At 46.1% G+C, this 22,110-nt stretch carries 17 protein-coding genes; 4 read left to right on the forward strand and 13 right to left on the reverse strand.

All coding sequences use genetic code 11. The annotated features are described in order from the left end of the window. Nucleotides 1-788 precede the first annotated feature (788 nt). Complete coding sequence (locus AABW11_RS16260; protein WP_340106190.1) at nucleotides 789-1,421, forward strand: class I SAM-dependent methyltransferase; 633 nt, start codon at nucleotides 789-791, stop codon at nucleotides 1,419-1,421. Between the two features lie 431 nt (nucleotides 1,422-1,852). Here the strand turns inward: AABW11_RS16260 and AABW11_RS16265 are convergent, their stop codons facing one another. The 5 genes from AABW11_RS16265 to AABW11_RS16285 form a co-directional block, all read right to left on the reverse strand. Further along, nucleotides 1,853-4,936, reverse strand: coding sequence for an efflux RND transporter permease subunit (locus tag AABW11_RS16265; RefSeq protein ID WP_340106191.1), 3,084 nt, complete (start codon nucleotides 4,934-4,936; stop codon nucleotides 1,853-1,855). Between the two features lie 22 nt (nucleotides 4,937-4,958). After that, nucleotides 4,959-6,614, reverse strand: coding sequence for an efflux RND transporter periplasmic adaptor subunit (locus tag AABW11_RS16270; protein WP_340106192.1), 1,656 nt, complete (start codon nucleotides 6,612-6,614; stop codon nucleotides 4,959-4,961). Between the two features lie 271 nt (nucleotides 6,615-6,885). Further along, complete coding sequence (locus AABW11_RS16275) at nucleotides 6,886-7,179, reverse strand: hypothetical protein (protein WP_340106193.1); 294 nt, start codon at nucleotides 7,177-7,179, stop codon at nucleotides 6,886-6,888. Continuing rightward, nucleotides 7,176-8,429, reverse strand: coding sequence for a TolC family protein (locus tag AABW11_RS16280; RefSeq protein ID WP_340106194.1), 1,254 nt, complete (start codon nucleotides 8,427-8,429; stop codon nucleotides 7,176-7,178). Before AABW11_RS16280 ends, AABW11_RS16275 begins: the two co-directional genes overlap by 4 nt. Nucleotides 8,430-8,505: 76 nt before the next feature. Beyond that, nucleotides 8,506-8,946, reverse strand: a complete 441-nt coding sequence (locus tag AABW11_RS16285; protein ID WP_340106195.1) for a hypothetical protein — start codon at nucleotides 8,944-8,946, stop codon at nucleotides 8,506-8,508. Between the two features lie 477 nt (nucleotides 8,947-9,423). On the opposite strand from AABW11_RS16285, the gene AABW11_RS16290 reads away from it, so the two are divergent. The 3 genes from AABW11_RS16290 to AABW11_RS16300 all read left to right on the forward strand — a co-directional run bounded on the left by AABW11_RS16290 (nucleotide 9,424) and on the right by AABW11_RS16300 (nucleotide 13,961). After that, nucleotides 9,424-10,089 (forward strand): phage tail protein, encoded by a 666-nt coding sequence (locus AABW11_RS16290; RefSeq protein ID WP_340106196.1) that lies wholly within the window; start codon nucleotides 9,424-9,426, stop codon nucleotides 10,087-10,089. Nucleotides 10,090-10,193: 104 nt separating this feature from the next. After that, nucleotides 10,194-12,374 (forward strand): BspA family leucine-rich repeat surface protein, encoded by a 2,181-nt coding sequence (locus AABW11_RS16295; protein WP_340106197.1) that lies wholly within the window; start codon nucleotides 10,194-10,196, stop codon nucleotides 12,372-12,374. 468 nt (nucleotides 12,375-12,842) lie between these two features. Continuing rightward, on the forward strand, nucleotides 12,843-13,961 hold the full coding sequence (locus AABW11_RS16300) for a trans-sulfuration enzyme family protein (RefSeq protein ID WP_340106198.1): 1,119 nt from the start codon (nucleotides 12,843-12,845) through the stop codon (nucleotides 13,959-13,961). Nucleotides 13,962-14,491: 530 nt separating this feature from the next. On the opposite strand, the gene AABW11_RS16305 is transcribed toward AABW11_RS16300, so the two are convergent. The 8 genes from AABW11_RS16305 to AABW11_RS16340 all read right to left on the reverse strand — a co-directional run bounded on the left by AABW11_RS16305 (nucleotide 14,492) and on the right by AABW11_RS16340 (nucleotide 21,944). Beyond that, nucleotides 14,492-14,674 carry a hypothetical protein gene (locus AABW11_RS16305; protein WP_340106199.1) on the reverse strand — a complete coding sequence of 61 codons (183 nt, stop codon included), beginning with the start codon at nucleotides 14,672-14,674 and terminating at the stop codon, nucleotides 14,492-14,494. A gap of 97 nt (nucleotides 14,675-14,771) precedes the next feature. Next, on the reverse strand, nucleotides 14,772-15,092 hold the full coding sequence (locus tag AABW11_RS16310) for a rhodanese-like domain-containing protein (protein ID WP_340106200.1): 321 nt from the start codon (nucleotides 15,090-15,092) through the stop codon (nucleotides 14,772-14,774). 112 nt (nucleotides 15,093-15,204) lie between these two features. Further along, nucleotides 15,205-16,443, reverse strand: coding sequence for an MFS transporter (locus AABW11_RS16315; RefSeq protein WP_340106201.1), 1,239 nt, complete (start codon nucleotides 16,441-16,443; stop codon nucleotides 15,205-15,207). 2 nt (nucleotides 16,444-16,445) lie between these two features. Beyond that, on the reverse strand, nucleotides 16,446-18,182 hold the full coding sequence (locus AABW11_RS16320; RefSeq protein WP_340106202.1) for a SulP family inorganic anion transporter: 1,737 nt from the start codon (nucleotides 18,180-18,182) through the stop codon (nucleotides 16,446-16,448). A 273-nt stretch (nucleotides 18,183-18,455) separates the two neighbouring features. Continuing rightward, complete coding sequence (locus tag AABW11_RS16325; RefSeq protein ID WP_340106203.1) at nucleotides 18,456-19,859, reverse strand: MBL fold metallo-hydrolase; 1,404 nt, start codon at nucleotides 19,857-19,859, stop codon at nucleotides 18,456-18,458. A gap of 350 nt (nucleotides 19,860-20,209) precedes the next feature. Continuing rightward, nucleotides 20,210-20,635, reverse strand: a complete 426-nt coding sequence (locus AABW11_RS16330) for a DUF6691 family protein (RefSeq protein ID WP_340106204.1) — start codon at nucleotides 20,633-20,635, stop codon at nucleotides 20,210-20,212. A gap of 159 nt (nucleotides 20,636-20,794) precedes the next feature. Continuing rightward, nucleotides 20,795-21,358 (reverse strand): YeeE/YedE family protein, encoded by a 564-nt coding sequence (locus AABW11_RS16335; protein ID WP_340106205.1) that lies wholly within the window; start codon nucleotides 21,356-21,358, stop codon nucleotides 20,795-20,797. Between the two features lie 103 nt (nucleotides 21,359-21,461). Further along, nucleotides 21,462-21,944: a rhodanese-like domain-containing protein gene (locus AABW11_RS16340; RefSeq protein ID WP_340106206.1), complete on the reverse strand. Its 483-nt coding sequence runs from the start codon at nucleotides 21,942-21,944 to the stop codon at nucleotides 21,462-21,464. Nucleotides 21,945-22,110: the final 166 nt, after the last annotated feature.

The following is a 22,110-nucleotide window of genomic DNA, read 5'->3' on the forward strand; positions in this document are numbered from 1 at the left end:
TCGAAGGGGGACACTCCAGAATAAACTCATTATTGGACCTAAAGTTATAGGTTCTAAGTTGATACCTCGTGGGCTCTGCCCCGAGGTAGTTTATTTGCACTTAATTGACCCGGCTAGTTTTAGTGCTTCTGATGGCCTTGTACCTTGGATCAAAGCAAAAAAAACCTATACATTTCAGATAATATGACGACAACAAAAAGAATACTGAGAAGCGGTGATTTACAGCCCATCAAGTGTAATCAATATAGCATCAAACATTAATCGGACAGAAGGCTCAGCTAAATTCAAGGTGCATTTAAATACCGGACGCATAAAGGTAGAACACAATCCCGGTGTTGCATCCGATGAGAAGCTGATGAATATACCGGGCCCTGTAAATATCGAAACTGACATTGCGTAACAGTCAGTTAAACAGATTTAGGATTAAAACTCCGCCTTCATTTTAAGCTTGTTTAAAAGCAGCTCTGCTAATATTTGAAGTAAGTTTTTTGGCCTGAGGTATATGGCAATAAGGGTTAACAGAACTTTGGGAGGTAAAATGTTTTACAATCATCACTTTATTGGAGTACATTGAATCGGGAGGATTGGTGTAGGGCTGATCACACTGTTGATTGTATTCAATCTGCATGCCAGTCGCACCTCCTCTTATTTCTGTGAAGATCTATTGGATATCTTAAAAAAAGAGACTTACCCGGGGAGAAATTGAAAGGGAAGGGCACCAGGAATGAAAAGTTATTATTGAGAACGAACAAAACCGGTAGTGGTTTCTGTAATTTTTTAATCTGTTTATGGCTCAACGAGGAAAAGAACATACGCGCAGCCGGTACGATTTATGGGCACCTATCTATAATATTACGGAGTGGCCGATAGAGCGTCTTCTTTTCAGGGGCTGGCGAAAAGAAATTTGGGATCAGGTAACGGGCCCAAAAGTGCTTGAAATCGGTGTAGGGACGGGCAAAAATATCCCCTTTTATCCAAGGGATATTGATTTAAAGGGAATTGACCTTTCCCCGGGCATGCTCAAACGGGCCAAGCAATTGCTCGATAAAAAACAGCAGGATCGTGTGTCACTAAAAGAGATGGATGCCCAAGACCTTGATTTTCCAGACAACCATTTTGACGAAGCGGTTGCTACCTTCGTATTCTGTTCTGTTCCAGATCCGGTTCTTGGATTAAAAGAAGCCCTGCGCGTCACAAAGCCGGGCGGCAAACTTCACCTGCTGGAACACATGCGCGCTGATCAATCTTCGTTAGCATCTATAATGGATAAGCTGGATCCTCCTATCCATTACCTAATTGGCGTACATATTGCTCGTAGAACGGTTTCAAACGTTAAAAAGGTCGGGTGGGACATTGACACCGTCCGTGACTTAACATCCGCTGGAATTGTCAAAAAGATTGAAGCCACAAAGCCCGATTAACTGTTCAAATCTTCAGACAGCGGCAATTCACCCTAAAATGTACTTCCCTTTCCCGGACCATTGCTATATGTCAGAATTTTTCCATCGTTAGCTCTGCAATCGCTTTCACCAATGGCAATCCCAGTCCGTTGCCTGGTCTTTATTGGACATCTGTCTGATTAGCACAATAAAGGAAGGGATCTAAAATATTCAACTCCATATCTTCTTATGCTACACAATTGAGAAGAGGCTCAATTCATTTAATGCATGGTGACTGACGTCTTCTAAAGCAAGTAACCGAAATCCGAGAACATTGAGAGTAATAGTTGATGTAGGTGGGATTGAGTTTTTCAGTACGGATATATCCAGACAAATATAAAACCGCCCAATTTAAGCTTAGGCGGTGTTATCTGGTCGATTATTTTACCAACTTCAAATTTCGGACGTTCTATTTAGGGTGATTTATTTTCAAACTGTGCAAGTAACGCCGGTATTACAACCATGTTCAGTAAGGTTGAACTCAGTAATCCGCCGAGAATGACCTGTGCCATTGGTGACTGTATCTCGTTTCCCGGTTCTCCGGCGGCAAGTGCCAGCGGGATGAGGGCGAGTCCGGCTGTGAGGGCCGTCATCAGAATAGGATTCAGCCGCTCCATAGCTCCCTGTCGGATGGCCTGGATAAATTCCTTTCCTTCTTTCCTGAGCTGCTGATAGTGCGATACCATCAAAATACCGTTACGGGTGGCGATACCAAACAGCGTGATGAAGCCAACTAAAGAGGCAATGGAGATTATACCGCTGGTAAACAGCACGGTGTAAATGCCACCAATCAGGGCAAACGGAAGATTCACCATGACAAGCAAAGCTGTTTTCAGTGATCCAAACTCCAGGTATAAAAGCAGATAAATAGCTGCTATGGCCACAATACTCAGCAGTGAGATGGTCCGCGTTGCCTGGGCTTCGCTTTCAAACTGACCGCCATATTCCACAAAGTATCCCTGTGGGAAACTGACGTTTTGAGACACATTCTCTCGAATGTTATCGACGGTTCCCCTCAGATCTCTTCCCGCTACGTTGGCACTTACAACAATCTTACGCTGTACGTTTTCCCGGCTGATCGTATTGGGTCCGCTTCGTGATTGAACCGAGGCAAGTTCTGCAAGTGGTACAATTGTTCCATCGTCCAGGTTGAACGTGGCGTTTTGTACCGACTCAATACTGCCGCGATGGTCTTCATCAAAACGAACGAGCAGATCAAACATCTTGTCGCCCTCCAGAATTTGAGAAACTACCTCACCGGCAAATGCAACATCCACCATCTCAGCAAGCTGCTGCATGGTAATTCCATAACGGGCCAGCGTCCTGCGGTCGGGACGGATTTGAATCTGCGGCACATTTTGCTGTTGTTCTACCGAGAGATCCACCACACCGTTTACCGTTTCCATTTGTCCGCGGACTTCCTCAGCTAAAGCCCGAAGCCTGAACAGGTCGGTTCCAAAAATCTTCACCGCGATATTGGCACGGGTTCCTGAAAGCATATGATCAATCCGGTGACCAATTGGCTGGCCTATGGTAATGTTGGTACCGGGCACGATGCTTAGGTCTTCTCTTATCTCGGCCAGCACACCTTCTTTGGTCCGTCCCTCAGGTATACTCAGCTTAGCGTCAATTTCAGAAGCATTAACACCCTGGGCATGCTCATCGAGTTCTGCCCGACCGGTGCGGCGTGATGTCGACTCTATTGCCGGATGATCGAGCAGGATCTCTTCAATCCTTTTCCCGATTGCGTTTGATTCTGTAAGCGATGTGCCCGGAATAGTCACTGCACTTATCACCAAGGTACCTTCATTGAATTCCGGAAGAAATGATCGCCCCAGAAAAGGTAATATGACCAGTGTCCCGAGAAAAAGCACAAGCGTGGTGATAAGAACGGTTTTCTTAAATCGAAGCACCACGTTTAAAACATGATCGTAACCGGATTTAAGCTTCTTGGTAAACCAGCTCTCCTCCAATTTGCCTTTCGACGCCTGCCCTGGAAGCAGGTAATAACAGAGTGCCGGTGTGACCGTCATGGCAATGACCAGGGATGCTCCAATTGAAATGATATAGGCGAGTCCCAGGGGCTGCAGCATGCGCCCTTCAATACCACTCAAAAAGAAGAGCGGGATAAATACGATCATGATGATGAGCGTGGCATTGATAATGGACGACCGAATTTCCTTCGAGCCTTCAAACACGACATCTATGGCTTCTTTCTGCTCTGATGCAGGCAGTTTTGAATTTTCCCTAAGCCGCTTGAACACGTTTTCAACATCAATAATAGCATCATCCACAATCACCCCGATGGCAATGGCCATACCCCCAAGCGTCATCGTATTTATCGTGATATCAAAGAATTCAAGGACAAAGATTGAGAAGATTAATGCGAGCGGAATCGCGGTCAGAGAGATCAGGGTCGTGCGAAAGTTGCCCAGGAACAAAAACAGAATAATGACAACCAGGATAGCGCCATCGCGCAGCGCTTCAATTACATTCTCTATCGCCAGGTCAATAAAATCCGCCTGTCGGAACAGATGCGTGTTGATTTCAAACCCAGCCGGCAGACTGGATTCAATCTGAGCCAACGTTTCATCCACGCGGGAGGTGAGCTCAAGCGTATTGGCACCGGGCTGTTTTTGGATGGAGATTATGACGGCCGGTTCTGCATCCACAGACGCATCTCCAATCTTTTGAGCCGCCGCAATTTCTATGCTCGCCACATCACCTAAGGTGATTGGAATGTTATTGCGCTGGGTGATGACGGACTCTTCTAAATCTTCAACGGAATAAGCCCGTCCAATCCCACGAATAGTGTATTCCTGGCTATACTCCCTGAAAAAACCACCTGAGAAGTTCTCATTGGCCTGTTCCGTCGCCTGAAGCACCTGGTGTAGTGTGATATTGTACTGCTTGAGCTTGTCGGGACTGACGCGCACCTGGTACTGTTTCTGTCCGCCCCCAATGGGAATAACCTGTGCAACGCCGGGAATGGCCAGAAGTCGTCTTCTGATTTCCCAGTCGGCCGCCGATCTTACATCCAGTTCTGAATGAGAATCGCTATTTACACTCACAAGCATGATTTCACCCATAATCGACGAGATGGGCGCCATGATGGGTGGCGGCACCTCTTCCGGCAGACTTGTTGCCACCAGTTGCAATTTCTCGTTTACAATTTGGCGGGCCCTGAAAATATCGGTGTCCCATTCAAACTCAACCCAAACGATGGATATCCCCTTGGCCGTGGATGACCGAACCCGTCGAACACCGGTCGCCCCATTGACGGATGTCTCAACAGGTATCGTAACCAGCCGCTCTACTTCTTCCGGGGCCAGGCCGTGTGCTTCCGTCATGACGGTCACCGTGGGGGCGGTCAAGTCCGGAAATACATCTACCGGCATCCGGTCTACGATATAAATTCCGGCCGCCAGTATAACCACCGAACTGACCAATACGATCAGCCGGTACTTTAATGATCCTCTGATAATTGCATCTAACATCGTGTCATTCCTGGTCTTATAATTAATGGGAGTGTCCGTGAGAAGGTGCTTCAGAAGACAGTGACGCCAGTTTTACCTGGTATGCATTGGTTGTGACGATATGCTCGTCCTCATCGAGACCAGATGTGACTTCTACCCATCCACGGTTCCTGATGCCGGTCGTTATGGCACGCTTTTCAAAGGATTCACCTGCTACATGCACATACACGACGTAATTTCCTTCTTCTTCAATCAAAGCTGATTCAGGGATAGCAATCACGTTTTCTTTCTGTTCAGTATCAATCTCGGCTGTGACAAATAAACCGCTGTGCAACCCTTCCTGATTGTCGATTTCATAGACATATGACAGGGTTCTCGTTTGCGGATCTACCTGTTTGCCAGCACTTAGAAAGCGTCCGTTTACGTCATCCATCCCGTACATTCTATCACTCCCCTGCACATAAAAAACAGAGGCACCGGGATCCTGAATTGCCTGTCGCTCCGCAGCCGGAATGTGGACGCTCAGCCACATACTGCTCATATCTGCAATTTTCAGAAGCGGTTCACCGGCCTTAACCTGCATGCCCGGCTGAATGTATGATTCAAGTATTGTTCCTGAAATCGGGGCTTTCATTTGAAAACGGTAGGATGATTCAGAATCACCCATGGCATCGACTGTTGCTGTATCGATTTGCGCTATTTCATTAATAGTCTGAAACCGGGTCAGAGCCTGTCGAAATTCAATTCGGGCTTTCTCAAGTTCTATTTCCGGTATCGCTTCTTTTTCAAAAAGCCGCTGAGACCGTTCAAGGTTCTTCCTGGCTAACGAAAGCTGTGATTGAGCGTTGATAAACTGCTGGGCATAGTTTTCACCATCACTTGACTGAATGGATGGATTCAGCTGAATCAAAGACATTCCACGACGAACATCCTGTCCCTCCACCGGAAGACTTCGATTGGCACTGCTCAAGATGATCCCCGAAAACGGTGCAGAAACAACTACTTCCCTGCTTTGAACCGGCGTCAGTTCACCGTGGGCGTTTACCGTTTCTGAGAGCGTGTACCTGCTCACCTTCTGAGTTCCAAAAGGAATCGTCCACTGCTGTTCCTTTAGAAAAGAGATCAGGTTTGGATCTTCTTCTTCGTGGCCATGAGGCACCTCATCCGCAGACCTATAAACAGGGATACCCTCTACCTGCAGCGTATCTTCCACCATTCCCCGGATGATCATTGTGAGGTCGTACCGTCCCGCACGTTCAAAAATCACATCGGGTCCGTAAATTCCGGGTATTTGAACTTCCGTTTCTGTAAGTGATCCTTCAACACCGCGAGCGGAGCTAAAAACAAACTCCACTTCTGAATCTGATATAGGGCTGAAATCAGACAGACGGGTCAAATGAACAGCAAAGGTTGCCTCCCGGCCAACAATCAGCTCCGGATACTCCATGAACAGTTCGGTTTTATCTGTCCATTTAGTGATGACTCCTGCCCCTTCTAACTGAGACTCAGCATCATCGTGCTGATGAGCAGATTCACCGTCATGCGCGTGACCTTGATCCTGCTCCGTTTGTTGTGCCGTCTCTTCATGACTGTGATCACCATCATCACCATGACTGTGGCCATCAGGATCGGATCCACCGCCACACCCAGCCAGGAACAGGGATGTGCCAAGAAAGATAAATGTTATAAGCTGTTTCATTGCTTCAGAATTATTTAAAAGTGATTTTTACTATAGAGTGCTTGAGGCTGACCAAAAAGTGCGTCATCCCGCACTCGATTCGGGATCTCCATCCGTTGATATTGGCAGGAGATACCGGATCGGGGTCCGGTATGACTAAATGGATAACGTAATAGCACTATTAAAGTCATCGGATGAGTTTTTCGAAAAATCGAGTAATGACGGATCAATCTAGTATTCAAGGATGACTCATCCGATGACTCCCATTCGACAACTTACCGTTGACACGACACTAGTGGTCGTGATCATCATCCCCGTGAGAATGTGTCGAATCTTCATCATGGCTGTGCTCTTCTTCGTGGGTGTGATCGCCATCATCATCATGTGAATGTTCGGAGTCGGCATCCAGAGAATCGGCAGCACCACCGATTCGAATTGCATCACTATCACCGGATGTTGATTGCTGTGCGGGTGCCTCATGGGTGTGGTCGCCATCTTCTCCGTGGCTATGATCGTCCTGTTCAGATCCGCAACCGGCGATGAGAAATGACATGCTTATAAAAAGTGCTATAATTGATTTTTTCATTGGTCTGAGTTGTTTTGAGTTGAAAATATTTTTCCTGACGTAGCGGTATCGAGTGTGAAAAGAGCCTGGTGGTAATCAGCGTTGATGCGATACTGAAAACTTCGTCCATCAACATAGGCTTTGGTGGCATCCAGAAGTTCTACCAGGGTAAACCGGCCCTCCTGGTATGCGGCTCGTGACGTTTCCAACATATCCGGACTGAGCGGATCGCGCTGCATTTCCTGCCACTGCTCGTACAAATTCTGAACCCTCAGGTGGGCGATATCTACCTGGTTCCGAACTGTTTTTCTTTTAAGCTGAAGGGATGTTTCAACACTCCGATGTTCAGCCTCAGCCACAGCCACATTACCGCTATTCCTGTTGAAGATCGGAAGCTGTATGCCACCGCCAATCACAAAGCCTTCTGAGCCATCTGACTGATTTTTGTATCCAACATTTAGTTTCAGGTCCGGCAGGCGGTCCCGTTTTTCCACTTTAAACCTGAGTCCGAGTGCTTCAGCCTGCAACTGCATGGCCCGAAGGTCATACCGGTGCTCAAGGGCATACTGTCGTAGCATGCCGGGATCTTCCATAATAGGTTCGACGGGAAAATCTGGGTCAGCCTGAAATTCAATACCGGCATCATCTGATGAGGTTATCATGGAGGCAAGCTCCCTTCCAGCCTGCATCTTCTCCAGCTCCACCTCATTTCGCAAGCGCAGATAACGGTTTTTTTCAATGCTAAAACGCTGCACCTGGAGTCCTGATTCGGTGCCTTCTGAACGGCGGTCTCTGGCTGATTCCAGTACTTGGTTGATAACAACCAGTGCCTGGTCATAGACCTCGAGTTTATGCTGCAGGAACCAGTACTCGGTATAGAGGGATTTCACTTTTTGAATCAGTAGCGACCGATCATATTGATAGCTTAACCCTGCCGCTTCACTACTTTTGCCAGCGCTTTTATTTCTGAGAAACGGCTGGCCCAGCAGTTCGATTTGCTGCGAAATCTGGTAGGTTTTTTCCTCATAGTCGAGAGTACCGGCGTTGAGTTGTTCGCTGAAAATACTGATCTCAGGATTCATGTACGATTTGTACTGCTGAGCTGCTCCCTGTTTTCGGAGTTCTTCAAACTTAGCCAATTTCTGCTGGAGGCTGTTTTGTTCAAACTGCTCAACAACGTCCTCTAACGAAAGAGTTTGATTTTGGGAGTGACCTTGCAACGGTATCCAAAGAACTACCAGGTACAGTATCCACCACTTGGATGAAGTCATATGTAGGATGTATTAATAGTTATAAAGAACAAGTGAGATAGCTGAAAAGGATGGGCTATCTATCAGCGGGACAAAGTTATCCCAGGGGAGGGCCGCGAAGGGAGTTAGAAGAGACATGCCAGGACTTATATAAATCATCCGGCGGGGGTAAATCTAAGAAAAGTGGAATCGGGGTTTCTGAAATAGAAAGGCTGCTTAAACCTCCGGCAGCAGAAATAACGTCGCTGTAATCGAAAGACGTAATTGTGGTTTTTTGACTCATCGTGCCTACCAAATCAACCGATGCCGTTGGATGATGATGAGTGCCTATATCGTCAAAATTGCTGGTGTGATTATGGCCCTGAGAGTGATCACCAGAATGAGAATGCACGAATACATGGACATCACTATGGTCAGAAATATGATCAAAAACAGTGTGAATATGGGTGCCATTCCCAAACAGCACGCAAAGCATACTGGCTAAAATGAGTAGCTTGGCGGTAAGTTTAAATAATATGTTTTTTAGTTTTATGATCACTTCAAGAAAATACGTTTTGATTAAACCAGTACCAAAAAGTTAATAATGGATAATTTTTTTACGAATAGTTCGACACAGAATTTGAAGTGTAGATGTGTTATTTGATGACGGGGCTTAAGAACCGCGTCGTTTTTCAAGATGCATCGATCTCTTTGCCGAAAAGTTTCCTGCTTTTTTCTTAAATTTTTACTCGAAATCCTGTAGTTCTCTCAGAAAAACATTTCAAGCATATCTTGTCGGAATCATGTATAATCGATGAAGACTCGCGCGTCAAAAGCCCATTTAATTAATGACTTATGCACGGCTGCAGACTGCATTAAGCGTCACCAATAATGGAAGGAGGGATTACGCCACTGCAGAATAGTCTTGGCTGGCCTGTTACTCATTTTTAGCACTCTGATGAAAAGAGGTCACAGGTTGTTATTCTCCTTTTTTTATTCACTCCTCAATGCTAACTAACTATCTAAAAACTCGCACATGATGAAATCTCGAAAAAACTTTATTAAAGGATTAGCCGGAGCCCTCACGTTTGGCTGGTTATTTAGAGGCAGTGACACAACACAGGCCAACGATCTCAATAATGAATCTTCAGTGCTTAATAGTGATTCTAATAGCAACAGGATGTTCACAGAACCACTGCTGGGATCTGTTATGCTATTTGCCGGTAATTTTGCACCCCGTGGATGGGCATTTTGCAACGGTCAGCTGCTGTCGATATCTCAAAACCAGGCTCTGTTTTCACTATTAGGCACTCAATATGGTGGTGATGGGCGCATAACGTTTGGGCTTCCTGACCTTAGGGGGCGAGCACCTGTTGGAGCCGGACAAGGACCAGGATTAAGTAACTATCCGATAGGTAGTAAGGTCGGGAGTGAAACAACAACTCTAACTGTAAATAATTTACCGTCTCACACCCACAGCATCGTTTACTCATCGTCGCCAGGCACAAGCAGTTCACCCGTCGGTAATGTGCCGGCTGTAAACAGGGATGGAATTTTACATTATGGATCACTCGCTGATGCTGATATGAGCAGTTCCGGCGTCACAGATACCGGTGGTGATCAGTCGGTAAATAATATGCAGCCTGTTTTGGCTATGCATTACTGTATCGCGCTTCAGGGGGTTTATCCTTCCAGAAGCTAAAAATAAATTTCTTCCGCAATACCCTCATTCAGGTGACGAATTTGCAATTCCTGAGTTTTGAACGGTGTCACGGCGGAATAACCACAATTCATAACCGATTCGTTATGGCAAAAAGGTCTCTGCTAATCAGTTTATTCCTCCTATGTTTCGCATACGTTGATGTACGGGCACAATTTGAGATTCAGTTGTGGACCAGCAATGGTGATAACAAAATACAGCAGCTGGTTGAAGGCACTGCGTCGGGTTTGATTACGGACGGAACTATAACTCCATGGGGATTAGCTGTAGATCAGGCAGCCGGGAAGCTATATTGGAGCAGTGTCTTCGAAGGCACCATCAGCCGGGCAGATTTGGATGGGGGAAATATCGAAACGATCCTCTCCGGCCTGGACCTCCCGAGGGGTATTGCCCTGGATGAAATAACTAACACGCTGTTTTGGGCTGAAGGCGGAAGCTCGAGTCCCGGGATTAAAAGTGTAAACCTTGGTGAATCCCCGCTTGTAGTAACGGACATTAATACCTCTGATGTTGTCTCTCCTTACCATATGGCTGTGGATACAGAGCGCCAATATGTGTACTGGGTTGATAATGCATCAAACGTAAAACAGATCAACAGGATTAAATATGATGGGTCCGGTTTAGAGACGATTATCACCGATGTGTATGTAAAACAGGTGGCTGGTATTACACTGAATGCATCTGGCAGTACGCTCTACTGGAGCGATTTTGAGGATGATCTGATTTACAGTGCCAATGCGTCTTCCGAAGATCAAAACGTGCAAATAGTGCATGAGATTTCAGATGCCGCTACACCGTGGGCTATGGATGTTGATGCAGAGTCGGAATCTCTCTACTGGACCGACTATCTGAACAGCGCGATTTATCGAATCAACCTAAGCACGTCTGTTCAAACTGAACTTGCGAGTGGAATTTCTACCCCCTCAGGCTTTGTTTCATACTCAGATCAGGCGATTACGCCCGGTAGTGAAGAAAACTTTATAACCACCTGGATTTCAAATAATGTTGGGCAGTCTGAGGACGATGAAATCGTAATTCCAACAGATCCAGGTAGCAACTATTATTACGAAGTGTTTTGGGAAGATGTGAATGACTCCACCAGAAAGGACACTATTCATAACGTTAAAGGAAATCTTACTATCGACTTTGACGAACCCGGTACATACAAGGTTGAAATTGCGGGAAACTTTCCACGGATACTATTTTTTGATCCCAACGCTTCCATAGAAAATCAATCAATCGATCCGTTAAAGATTATAAGTGTTGACCAATGGGGCAACATACAATGGACGTCTATGAACCACGCCTTTCATGGTACATCAAATCTCAGGCTATCGGCTTCAGATGCACCGGAACTCTCAGGTGTAGAAGATATGAGCTTTATGTTTTTTGGTGCCAGCTCTCTTGAACAAATAGGTGATGGTGCCCTGAATAATTGGGATGTAAGTACAATCAGGAATTTTGATGAGATGTTTAGTGGCGCAACTGAATTTAACGACGATATAAGTGATTGGGAAACCGGCAATGCAGTTCAGATGAACGGCATGTTTAAAAATAATCAGTTTTTTAATAGCGACCTGAGCGGGTGGAACGTGTCAAAAGTCGAACGTTTCGATGAAATATTCTTGAATGCCAAGGCATTTAACAGCGATATCTCAGGTTGGCAAACAGGAAGTGCAACATTGATGGAGGCAATGTTCCAAAATGCTGAATCATTTGATCAAGATTTAGGGGCATGGGACGTTGGCAAGGTTACCAAAATGGAAAATATGCTCAATAATTCCGGCTTGTCAGTGGGAAATTACGATAAGACTCTCATTGGATGGAATAATCAGTCCGTACAATCTGATGTCAATCTTTATGCAAACGGGCTTCAGTATTGCAGGGGAGAAGGAGCAGAAGCCCGCCAAAGCCTGATAGATAATTATATGTGGAGTATTGTTGATGCCGGCCTTGCAGACAGTTGTATACCCACAGATGTGGAACGTGTCAACGATTTGCCGACAGACTTCAGCCTCAATCAAAACTATCCGAATCCGTTCAACCCTACCACTCAAATAAACTTTGATCTGCCAGAAGCGGGCGAGGTAAAGGTTGTGATTTTTGATCTGACCGGCCGGGCCGTTCGAACATTGGTTAACAGAAATTTGTCAGCCGGCAGCCACCAGGTAATGTTTGATGCGAGTCAGCTTTCAAGTGGGGTCTACCTGTATCGGCTATTAGCTCCAGGTTTTACATCTACACGCAAGATGATGCTGGTGAAATAGCTGTGTTTAGGTTGACATGGGGATGTATAGAGGGAATTCCTTCGGGGCGAGAGGGGGAAAGTTTAAACGAAACGGCAACGCCGGACGAGTTTAACGATGGGTGTGTTCAGCCGTCTTGGACTGGTTAGAATCTGACTCTCTGCCGTGCTACACCGAACAGACCTCTGATGGATGCGGCTTCCAATCCGGAAGTACCATGCGTTTTGCGGGTGAAGGAAAGTGTGCGGTGTTCCGGGTAAATTTAATTTTCAAAAGCACCTCTTCAGCTCGTGATGCATCCACGGTTTATATCATTTGAGAGATAATGGCATCAAAGTCCCTTCTTCCCCAATCATCATGGCGATGCCCAAAAAAAGAACGTTTATTTACTTCGTTATCGTGACATTGAAATTTCAGATGATAATTCCGGGTTAAGAGTGTACCTTTCAGGCAGTGTTACTTAACCCATTAAATAGATTAAAAAATATAATGCGTTTCGAAACTAAAGCGATTCACACCGGTCTTGATATTGGAAATCCGTCCAGCTCTATTGTTCCGCCCATCTCACCCAGCACCATTTTTGAAATTGATAAACAGGGCAGGAAGTCGGGTGATCTGCATTATACCCGTCTTGACAATCCGAATCGCAGCCAGTTTGAAACACTGATTGCTTCGCTTGAAGGCGGTGAAGTAGCGGCTGCTTTTTCGTCTGGCATCGCCGCAGCCACTGCCATTTTACAGTCACTTGAGCCTGGTGATCACCTATTAATTCCCGATGATGTGTATGCCGGCAATCGAAAAATGGTGAACAGCATCATGATTCGCTGGGGGCTTGATGTTGACTTTATCAAGATGACGGATCCCGAAGAGGTTAAGAAGCATATCAAACCGGAGACCAAAATAATTTGGGTGGAAACGCCATCGAATCCGCTGATGCAAGTTACAGATATCAGGACAACTGCTACCATCGCTGAAAAAAATGACATCCGGCTTGTAGTAGATAATACCTGGCCAACACCCGTGAACCAGCGCCCGCTTGAGCATGGTGCTGATTTGGTTCTGCATTCCACGTCTAAATACTTCGGCGGTCACAGCGATCTGTTGGGTGGAGCTGTAGTAAGTAAAGAGTCAGATTCATTTTTTGAGCAGATTCGTCTGACCCAGCAAATGGGTGGAGCTGTTCCATCACCCCAGGATTGCTGGATGCTGAGCCGCAGTACCCGAACGCTTGCCTACCGGATGAAAGGTCACAACGAGCATGCGCTTGAAGTAGCCCGGTTTCTGGAAGGTCATCCAAAAGTTGATAAGGTGTATTATCCCGGACTGGAGTCTCATCCACAGCACGACATTGCAAAAGGGCAGATGCACGGATTTGGCGGAATGATTAGCTTCTTCTTGAATGGTACACTTGAGGAGTCGATTGCCGTGGTGGGCCGGTCACATCTCATAAAACGAGCCACGAGCCTTGGCGGCGTAGAGAGCACATGGGAGCACCGTGGCAGCAGTGAGGGCCAGGGTTCTGTATCACCTGACAATCTCATTCGCATGAGTGTAGGGCTGGAACACCCTGAAGACTTGAAAGAAGATCTGGAACGGGCGCTGGGATAACCCTCGTCTGCATGCTGTTTCTGCAGGCTCACGAGTGGATGTGTCCCGAACCCAGTTCAGAAGATCTCATCAACAAACTAAAAGCACTTAACCTACCCGACAGACGAAAAAGACAATCGTCAGCCGGGTCTATCCTCGTCTGCAGGCTGGCGAGTGAATGTGCCCGAACCCAGTTCAGAAGATCTCATCAACAAACTAAAAGCCCATAACCTACCCGACAGACGGCAAAGACAGCCGTCAGCCGGGTCTCATCTTCGTCTGCATGCTGCATTCGCAGGCTCACGAGTGAATGTACCCCGAACCCAGTTCAGAAGATCTCATCAATAAACTAAAAGCCCTTAACCTACCCGACAGACGGCAAAGACAGCCGTCAGCCGGGTCTCATCCTCGTCTGCATGCTGCATTCGCAGGCTGACGAGTGAATGTACCTCGAACCCAGTTCAGAAGATCTCATCAACAAACTAAAAGCCCTTAACCTACCCGACAGACGGCAACAGCAGCCGTCAGCCGGGCTTCGTCAGCCAGAGTTGTTATGACTTTTCAAGATCATCGATTCTGGACTCAATAGTATCCAGCCGATTTTCAATTTTACTGAGCAGATGGAGGATGATAATGTGGGTCTTCTTAGCATCTATCCCCACTACACTCTCCTCGCTGCTTATTGCCTGTTCGATCTGCTTATAGTCTGTGTCAGAAATGTTAAAAGAGTCCATTTTATCCAATTTAAACTGTTACAGGTGTTGTTAAGGCTTAAGTGGACGCGGTCGCCTTCGTTAAATGCGGATATTTGTCAGCTTCCCGGATAATCTGCTATTCCGTTTCAAACCCTTCATCGGCAAGTTCTTTAAATCCACCCACGTTATAGACGTTTTCAAAACCGTTCTTTTTCATGAGGCGTGCCGCCTGGCCGCTACGGTTTCCGGTGCGGCAGTAGAGGTAATACGTTTTGTCCTTGTTTAAAGAATCCAGTTTGCTTTCGAACTCTCCGTCCATAAGGTTGTATTGGTGATCTGCGATTGCAAGGTGTCCGTTTTGATACTCCCCATCGGTACGTACGTCAATAACGATACCAGGATCGTCTTGTACTTTTTCTTTGAATTCGGATGGGCTGATGTTAATCGATTGTTCCATTTTTTGGTTTGAGTTTGATAGAAAGTTATAGACTAAAAATGCTGTTATCAAAAGTACTATAAGAGTTATGATCATCGATTGCATAAGTGAAAAAGTTTTCTGAAGATACATGTTAATGATTTGAAACTGGAGCTTCTATCGAATCCATTCGCACCGCAATATATAAACCGGATATAAGAGTTATCATCCCGGTTGCAGTTATTGCAAGTGAGAGATCATAGAAGTCGGCTATCAAACCTGTTAGAACGGCTCCAACAGCATACCCGAGATCTCTCCAAAGCCTGAAAGCACCGATGCTTTCGGCACGGTCCTGCGGATGAACCAGGTCTGCCACCGTGGCGATAAATGTAGGGTAAACCATTGCCGTTCCTATTCCTAAAATTGCGGCCGTAACCAAAAACGCATAAAAATGACTTAAAAATGGAAATATCAAAAGGCTTGCGGCTTGTGTAAACATTCCGGCCACAAGCATATGTTTACGCCCGGTATAGTCCGATAACTTTCCGGTAGTTACCTGGAACAGGCCCCAAAATGCTGGATAAATAGCGGTAATCATGCCAATCTGGGCAAGATTAAGGCCGGCTGTTGATAAATACAGCGGAAAAGCTCCCCATGCCATACCATCTTTTAAATTGGTACTGAGACCGCTTTGGGTAACTGCAAACAAGTTGCGATTGCCCCAGGATGTTCTCCAGAACAGGTTTTCGCTGCTTTTCTTTGTGCCGGCACCTTTCGACTCAAGGTTTACCCATGGTTCAGTATCTTTAACTAGCACAATGGACATGGTGAGGCCAATGACCGCCAGACCTATTCCCAGGTAGAACGGATAGGGGCGCAGCCCAAATTCCGATGCCATCCAGCCGGTTAGAAACGCCAGAATACCTACTGCCAGATACCCGGCAAATTCATTGAGTCCCATGGCCAGTCCGCGGTCTTTTTTTCCGGCAATGTCGATCTTCATAATCACGTTGGCGGACCAGGCCAGGCCCTGATTAATGCCCAAGAGCACATTGGCAAAGATGATCCAGTTCCAGCTTCCGGCAATCATCAGGATGAAGGGTACGGGAAGGCCGAAAAGCCATCCGACGATCAACATATTTTTTCTCCCGTACTGCTGGGCAAAACGTCCGGCAAAGTAGTTGGCAAGCGCCTTTGTAATTCCAAAAACGACGATAAATGAGAAAATTGCCGATCGGGCAGCAATGCCAAACTCATCCTCAGCAATTTCAGGAAGGATTGTGCGCTCAAGACCAACCATACCCCCCACAAATGCATTAATAAGCACAAGGATGGAGAACTGTTTCCAGTTCTCAATCAGACCAAGTTGATGGTAGCTGCTGTAGGAGGGCATCTTCAAATATTAGTCTGGAGCGGGGAAAAACTGTGCTCAGATTCAGAGTCATCGATGTTGCGGTAGAATGCCACAGCATCGGCAACATCAAAAAAGAAGTTCTCTTCACCCATTGATTTCGTAATCCCGGATTTTTTCAACTTATCTCTAACGGGGCCAATGACTCCGGCAATATAGAATGCAATCCGGCGGGTGCGAAGGTCCTTAATCAGCTCGTTCAACGTGTGTACGCCCGTAGAGTCGATATTGGTAATGGCCGAGGCATCGAGAATAACCACTGACAGTTCCTCTCCTCGTTGATTGATTTTATCTTCAATTGACTCACGAAAATGTTCTACGTTTGCAAAATAGAGATTGGAATCAAAGCGAAAAATCAGGATTTCAGGATCCGTTTTTGCATCGGGATACCTGTCAACATTTCTGAAATTGTTTGTATTCCCAAGGCGGCCAATTTCTGTAGTATGAGGTTTTGTACTGCTATAAATTACCATAATGAGTGACATCAGCACACCTATACCAATCCCTTCTTCAATACCAAGAAACAGTGTGGCAATAAAGGTTATGCTCAGCATGGCAAGATCCTTTTTATCGGTTCTCCAAAGATGGGCCATCTCTTCGGCATCAAACAAGCCGGCAACCGCCACCATAATGATTGCAGCAAGCACTGCGTTTGGCAGGTAATAGAAAAGCGGGGTTAAAAAGAGCACCGTTATTCCAATTAAAATGGCGGTAATGATAGCAGCAAGCGTCGTTTTTGCCCCTGACTGATCGTTAACAGCCGTTCGCGAAAATCCGCCGGTGGTCGGAAACGACTGGAATAAAGCTCCTCCGAGGTTAGCACCGCCGAGTGCTATGAGCTCCTGATTTGCGTTTACTTTATATCCGTGTTTATTGGCAATTGCTTTAGCTACAGCTATTGATTCCATGTAGCTCACAAGTGAAATGACCAAAATAATCGGCAGCAGCGAGCTGTAGTCACTCCAGGAAAGACCGGGTATTTGCATGGAGGGTAAACCCCGCGGAACCTCTCCTACGATAGAAACCCCCTGGCCGTTCAGTCCAAGCAGAGCAGTTACTACGGTTCCCGCTACTACAACAACAAGAGCTGAGGGAAACGTCCGTTTCCATTTTTTGAGCAAAATAATAGAGGCAACCGATCCTACTCCGATTATTGTAGTAATGGGATCAATATTCCCAACATTTTGAATAGCACCGTATATGATATCATGAACCTGTTTGGATCGTGCGAGATCAAGTCCGAATAGACCGGATATTTGGCTTGCACCAATGATGAGTGCAGCGGCTGATGTAAATCCGCTGAGCACAGGGTGAGACAGGAAATTGACCAGGAACCCCATCCGGAATACACCCATCAGAAACTGGACCGTTCCCACGCCCAGTGCGGTCATGATGGCGAGGTGAATAAACCGGTCGCTTCCGACCTCAGCAAGTTCTCCCACACCCGCAACAATCAGCAGCGAGACCATCGCAACCGGGCCAACTGCAAGCTGACGTGATGTGCCAAGCAGTGCGTAAATGAGCAGCGGCACAATGGAAGCATAGAGCCCATATACCGGTGGCATACCCGCAAGAACAGCATAGGCCATGCCTTGTGGTATCAGCATGATGGCCACGGTAACACCGGCGCTGATATCACCTTTGAAGTCCTTTTGTTGGTAGTCACGCAGTGTGGCTAACAGCGGTATGAACTTATAGATAGTTGATTTGTTGGTTTTCACAATAATTTATTTTGGCTTCTGGACTGGGCCTTTGCTAATGATAATCGATTACGCCATTATCACTACGCTTTCCCCTTCGAGAATGGGGTTTCGAAAAAGGCTTTTGGCCTTAAATTCTCAACTCAATTTACAATGATGGAAAAATCCCCCCTCAGCAGAGAGGGGTAGCCTGGTGTGTCCACCCAAATGTAGAAACCCAACACATTCAATCTTGACAGGTGTGAACACCCTTCTTTATCTTTCCGCAGGCGAAAGACTATCATTACTTGATATTTATGCCAGTGCCTTTCGTTTATAATTGGCAAACTCATCGTCGATCAGCACTACATCGAAGCCTTCCCGCTTGAGCAATGCTGAGGCAACAGCTGACCGCCCGCCGGACTGGCAGTGCACATAATATTTTGTCTCTTTATCGAGTTCATCCTTACGCGGAAGCAGTCGTGTGTGAGCAATATTTGATGCGCCTTCCACATGGCCTTCCTCGTATTCAGAAGCTTTTCGTACATCAAGTACGTTTCCGTCAGATCGATTCTCTAATGTTTCAAACGTGCCTGAATCAAGCGAAGCCATTTCACCACCTTTCTCTTTGTAGATTTGAAGGTCTTTCAAGGTGATGTAGCCGGTTACCTTATCCAGACCAATTCGGAAGAGATCGCGCACGGCCTCATTAAGCCTGTGTTCGTCTACGACCAGAATAATCTCCTCATCTTCCGTGATGTAGGATCCCGCAACTGTATTGAATTGCTTGTTCAGAGGTGAAAGAAGCGAACCGGGCAAGTGCTCGGCTGAAAATTCGTTTCGCTCGCGTGTATCCAGAATCACAGTATTGCTTTGCGATAATGCACTCTCTACCTGTTTAAGGGTGAGGCGTTCAGGGTTCGGCAGCCCATCGGTCAGGGCAGGGCCCATCTTATTATCGCGCTTCATGCGGGCAAAATAGAGTGGCGGCTCTGGCTGTCCTTCGAGAATAAATTTTACAAAATTATCTTCTGAGGAAGCTGACTTAAGTGAATTGTTGTACCTAAGTTCGTACCCTACAGTTGATTCAGGAATGGCACCCAGTGCTTTTCCACAGGCGCTTCCTGCACCGTGTCCCGGCCAGATCTGCATGTATTCCGGCATTTTTTTGAACTCCTCCACAGACCCAAATAGCGTTCGAGCAGAGGGCTCCATAACGTTCTCCTGGCCCGCTGCAGATTCCAGGAGGTCGGGTCGGCCCACATCACCCACAAACACAAAATCTCCGGTGGCTATACCCATCGGTTCGTCTGCAGCTGCGCCATCGGTAATAAAGTAGCTCAGGTGCTCTGGAGTGTGGCCGGGCGTGTGCCATGCTTTTATAGTGATATTGCCGATGTAGAATTCATCGCCATCATTCATCAATTCAAAGTCGTAGTTACTCCCTCTCAGCCATTCGTATTTCCAGTCTTTATCGCCCTCATCAGATGCATAAACTTTCACACCTCTGTCGGCAAACTCTCGCAGCCCGGAGATGTAATCGGCGTGAATATGAGTATCTGCGGCGGCTACAATGGTAAGGTTCTGTTTTGCAGCGTGGTCAATATACTGATCAATATCCCGCATTGGGTCGATCACAATCGCGGTTCCATTTGCCTGGCAGCCGACCATGTAGGCATACTGTGCCAGTTTTTCGTCAAAGAATTGTTTGAAATACATAAGATTTCTCCTATTTGTTGTTCTGTTGTTTTAAAGTCTTAGTTAATATCTCGTCAGTCATCCCCAATTGCCCAATGTCAGCTGGCAGAGTGACACTCCCTGGTGTTTCGCTCAGTGTTCAACAAGTTGGCCCTCTCAAGAGGCTGTGACAGAATTACCAATCAAATTAGTGAGTCAGTTAGTAATGCCACGAAGCCACAAAGACTCGAATTTGCACTAAATTCAATATAATCACATAAATACAATTCTTAATTCTTCGTGGCTGATATCATGACATTTTGATTACTGTTTATTAATTATTTTCTCACAGTCTCTCAATTGGGGATTTTTAAATTGAGTCTTTCACTCCGTTAATGTGGCAATTTGTCCCGCAAAACGCCATACGTATAAGTACCTGCAACTGCCGCCAGTATAGGCACAATCATAATGGTTAACCCTGTTCCAAGCAGCGCAAACATGGGGCCCGGACAAGCGCCGAGAAGAGCCCAGCCAAGGCCGAACATGCTGCCGCCGATAATGTATCGCTTTACCTGTGATGGATCCTTCGGCGGTATTGTAATGGGGTTGCCTTGCGAATCTTTCATGTTGAACCGTTTAATAATCTGCACCGAAATGATTCCCACGATCACAGCAAGGCCAATAATGCCGTACATGTGTATGGCGTCAAAGCGAAACATCTCCTGGATTCTGAACCAGGATACGACTTCTGATTTTACCAGCACAAAGCCAAATGCCGTGCCGATGAGTAAATATTTGATGTATTCTGAAAATTTCATGTGTAATTAACTGTTGAGAACCTTCCTGGAAGAGTTCGGATGAAATAACTTGAGTTCGGTTTTCGACGCTGACAGGACCTTCGGACGCTGTCAGGTCTGAGTTTCGCGGCAACTCTGCCAGTGTCCAGCGAAATACACGCTGGAGCTCTGACAGGTCGCTTACCCTAAAATGATCGGATATATAAAGAATGTCATAATCAGTCCGCCGATAAAGAATCCGATTACAGCAATTAGTGATGCAAGCTGTAAATCGGACAGGCCCGAGATGGCATGGCCTGAGGTGCACCCGCCTGCGTACCTCGCTCCAAATCCCACTAAAAAGCCACCAAGTACCAATACGGTCAGCCCAACTCCGGTTCCAAGCATTTCCCAGGCAAACAGATCATTTGGTACTAACCCGTTGAAGTCTTGGATTCCAAGCGCCTGAAGATCAGTAATGGTAGACTGTGCGAGTGCAATCGGTTCGGGATTTGCAAATATGTATCCGCCTAACAGCCCGCCCAAAATGGTGCCGACAAGGAACGTCAGATTCCATTTACCGGCTGACTTCCAGTCGTAGTTAAAGAATTCAACATTACCGAAATTGCATGCAGCGCAGGCATGGCGAAGGTTGGATGACACGCCAAACATTTTACCGCCAATAAGCAGCAAAATGGGTACAGTGAGTCCGATGACAGGACCGGCCAGGTACCATGGCCAGGGTTGATATAATATGTCGAACATGATTAAAGTTTGTTTTTAATTTATTCTGAAGAAAGTTAATTAATTTGTATGCACTTGTCAATACAAGTTAGTTCACTTCTTGAATAAGGGGCGTCCGGTTTGTCTATTTCCTGGGGCTCCGGCTGATGGTTATTTTATCACTGGTAATCCAAACTCTCCAAAACAAGCTGTAGGGATGGACTCTATCTGTTTCACCGTAATCATCTATGATGAGCCGATTCTGATTGACCCATGCAAATATTCCACCGTGCAGATTTTTAACATTTCTATAGCCCGCCTGCAGTAATTGCTCCCCGATTTTTTCGCTTCTGTATCCAACAGAGCAGTAAACCACAATCTGCTCGTCTTTAGGGATATGTTTTATCGCGGCAATGTTAAATTCATCGTATCCTGCGTGCACAGAGCCAGGAATTCGACTCACATTGTACTCTTCTGGTGCACGTGCATCCAGGATTGTAACCTCTTGCCGGATACTGCTCAATTCGTCTACTGTTATCAGCGGTACTGATTCCGATAGCAACACTTGTAGCAATGAATCAAAGGCTGTGCTTTCTGAACTATCTGACTTAGTGCATGATGTTGCCATGAGCAATAGTATTAAGGTTATGGGGAATAAATTTTCCAACTAATCGAATTATCTGATGGTTATTCAGCGGTTATAAACCAATAAAACTGTAAATGCGTACTTGGGAAAAAGCTTAAAATTGCACATGTATTAACAAGTATTGATGTTATGATTAATAAAATGTAAG

Source organism: Rhodohalobacter sp. 8-1 (assembly GCF_038150125.1).
In the GTDB taxonomy this organism is placed as follows: Bacteria; Bacteroidota; Rhodothermia; order Balneolales; family Balneolaceae; genus SW132.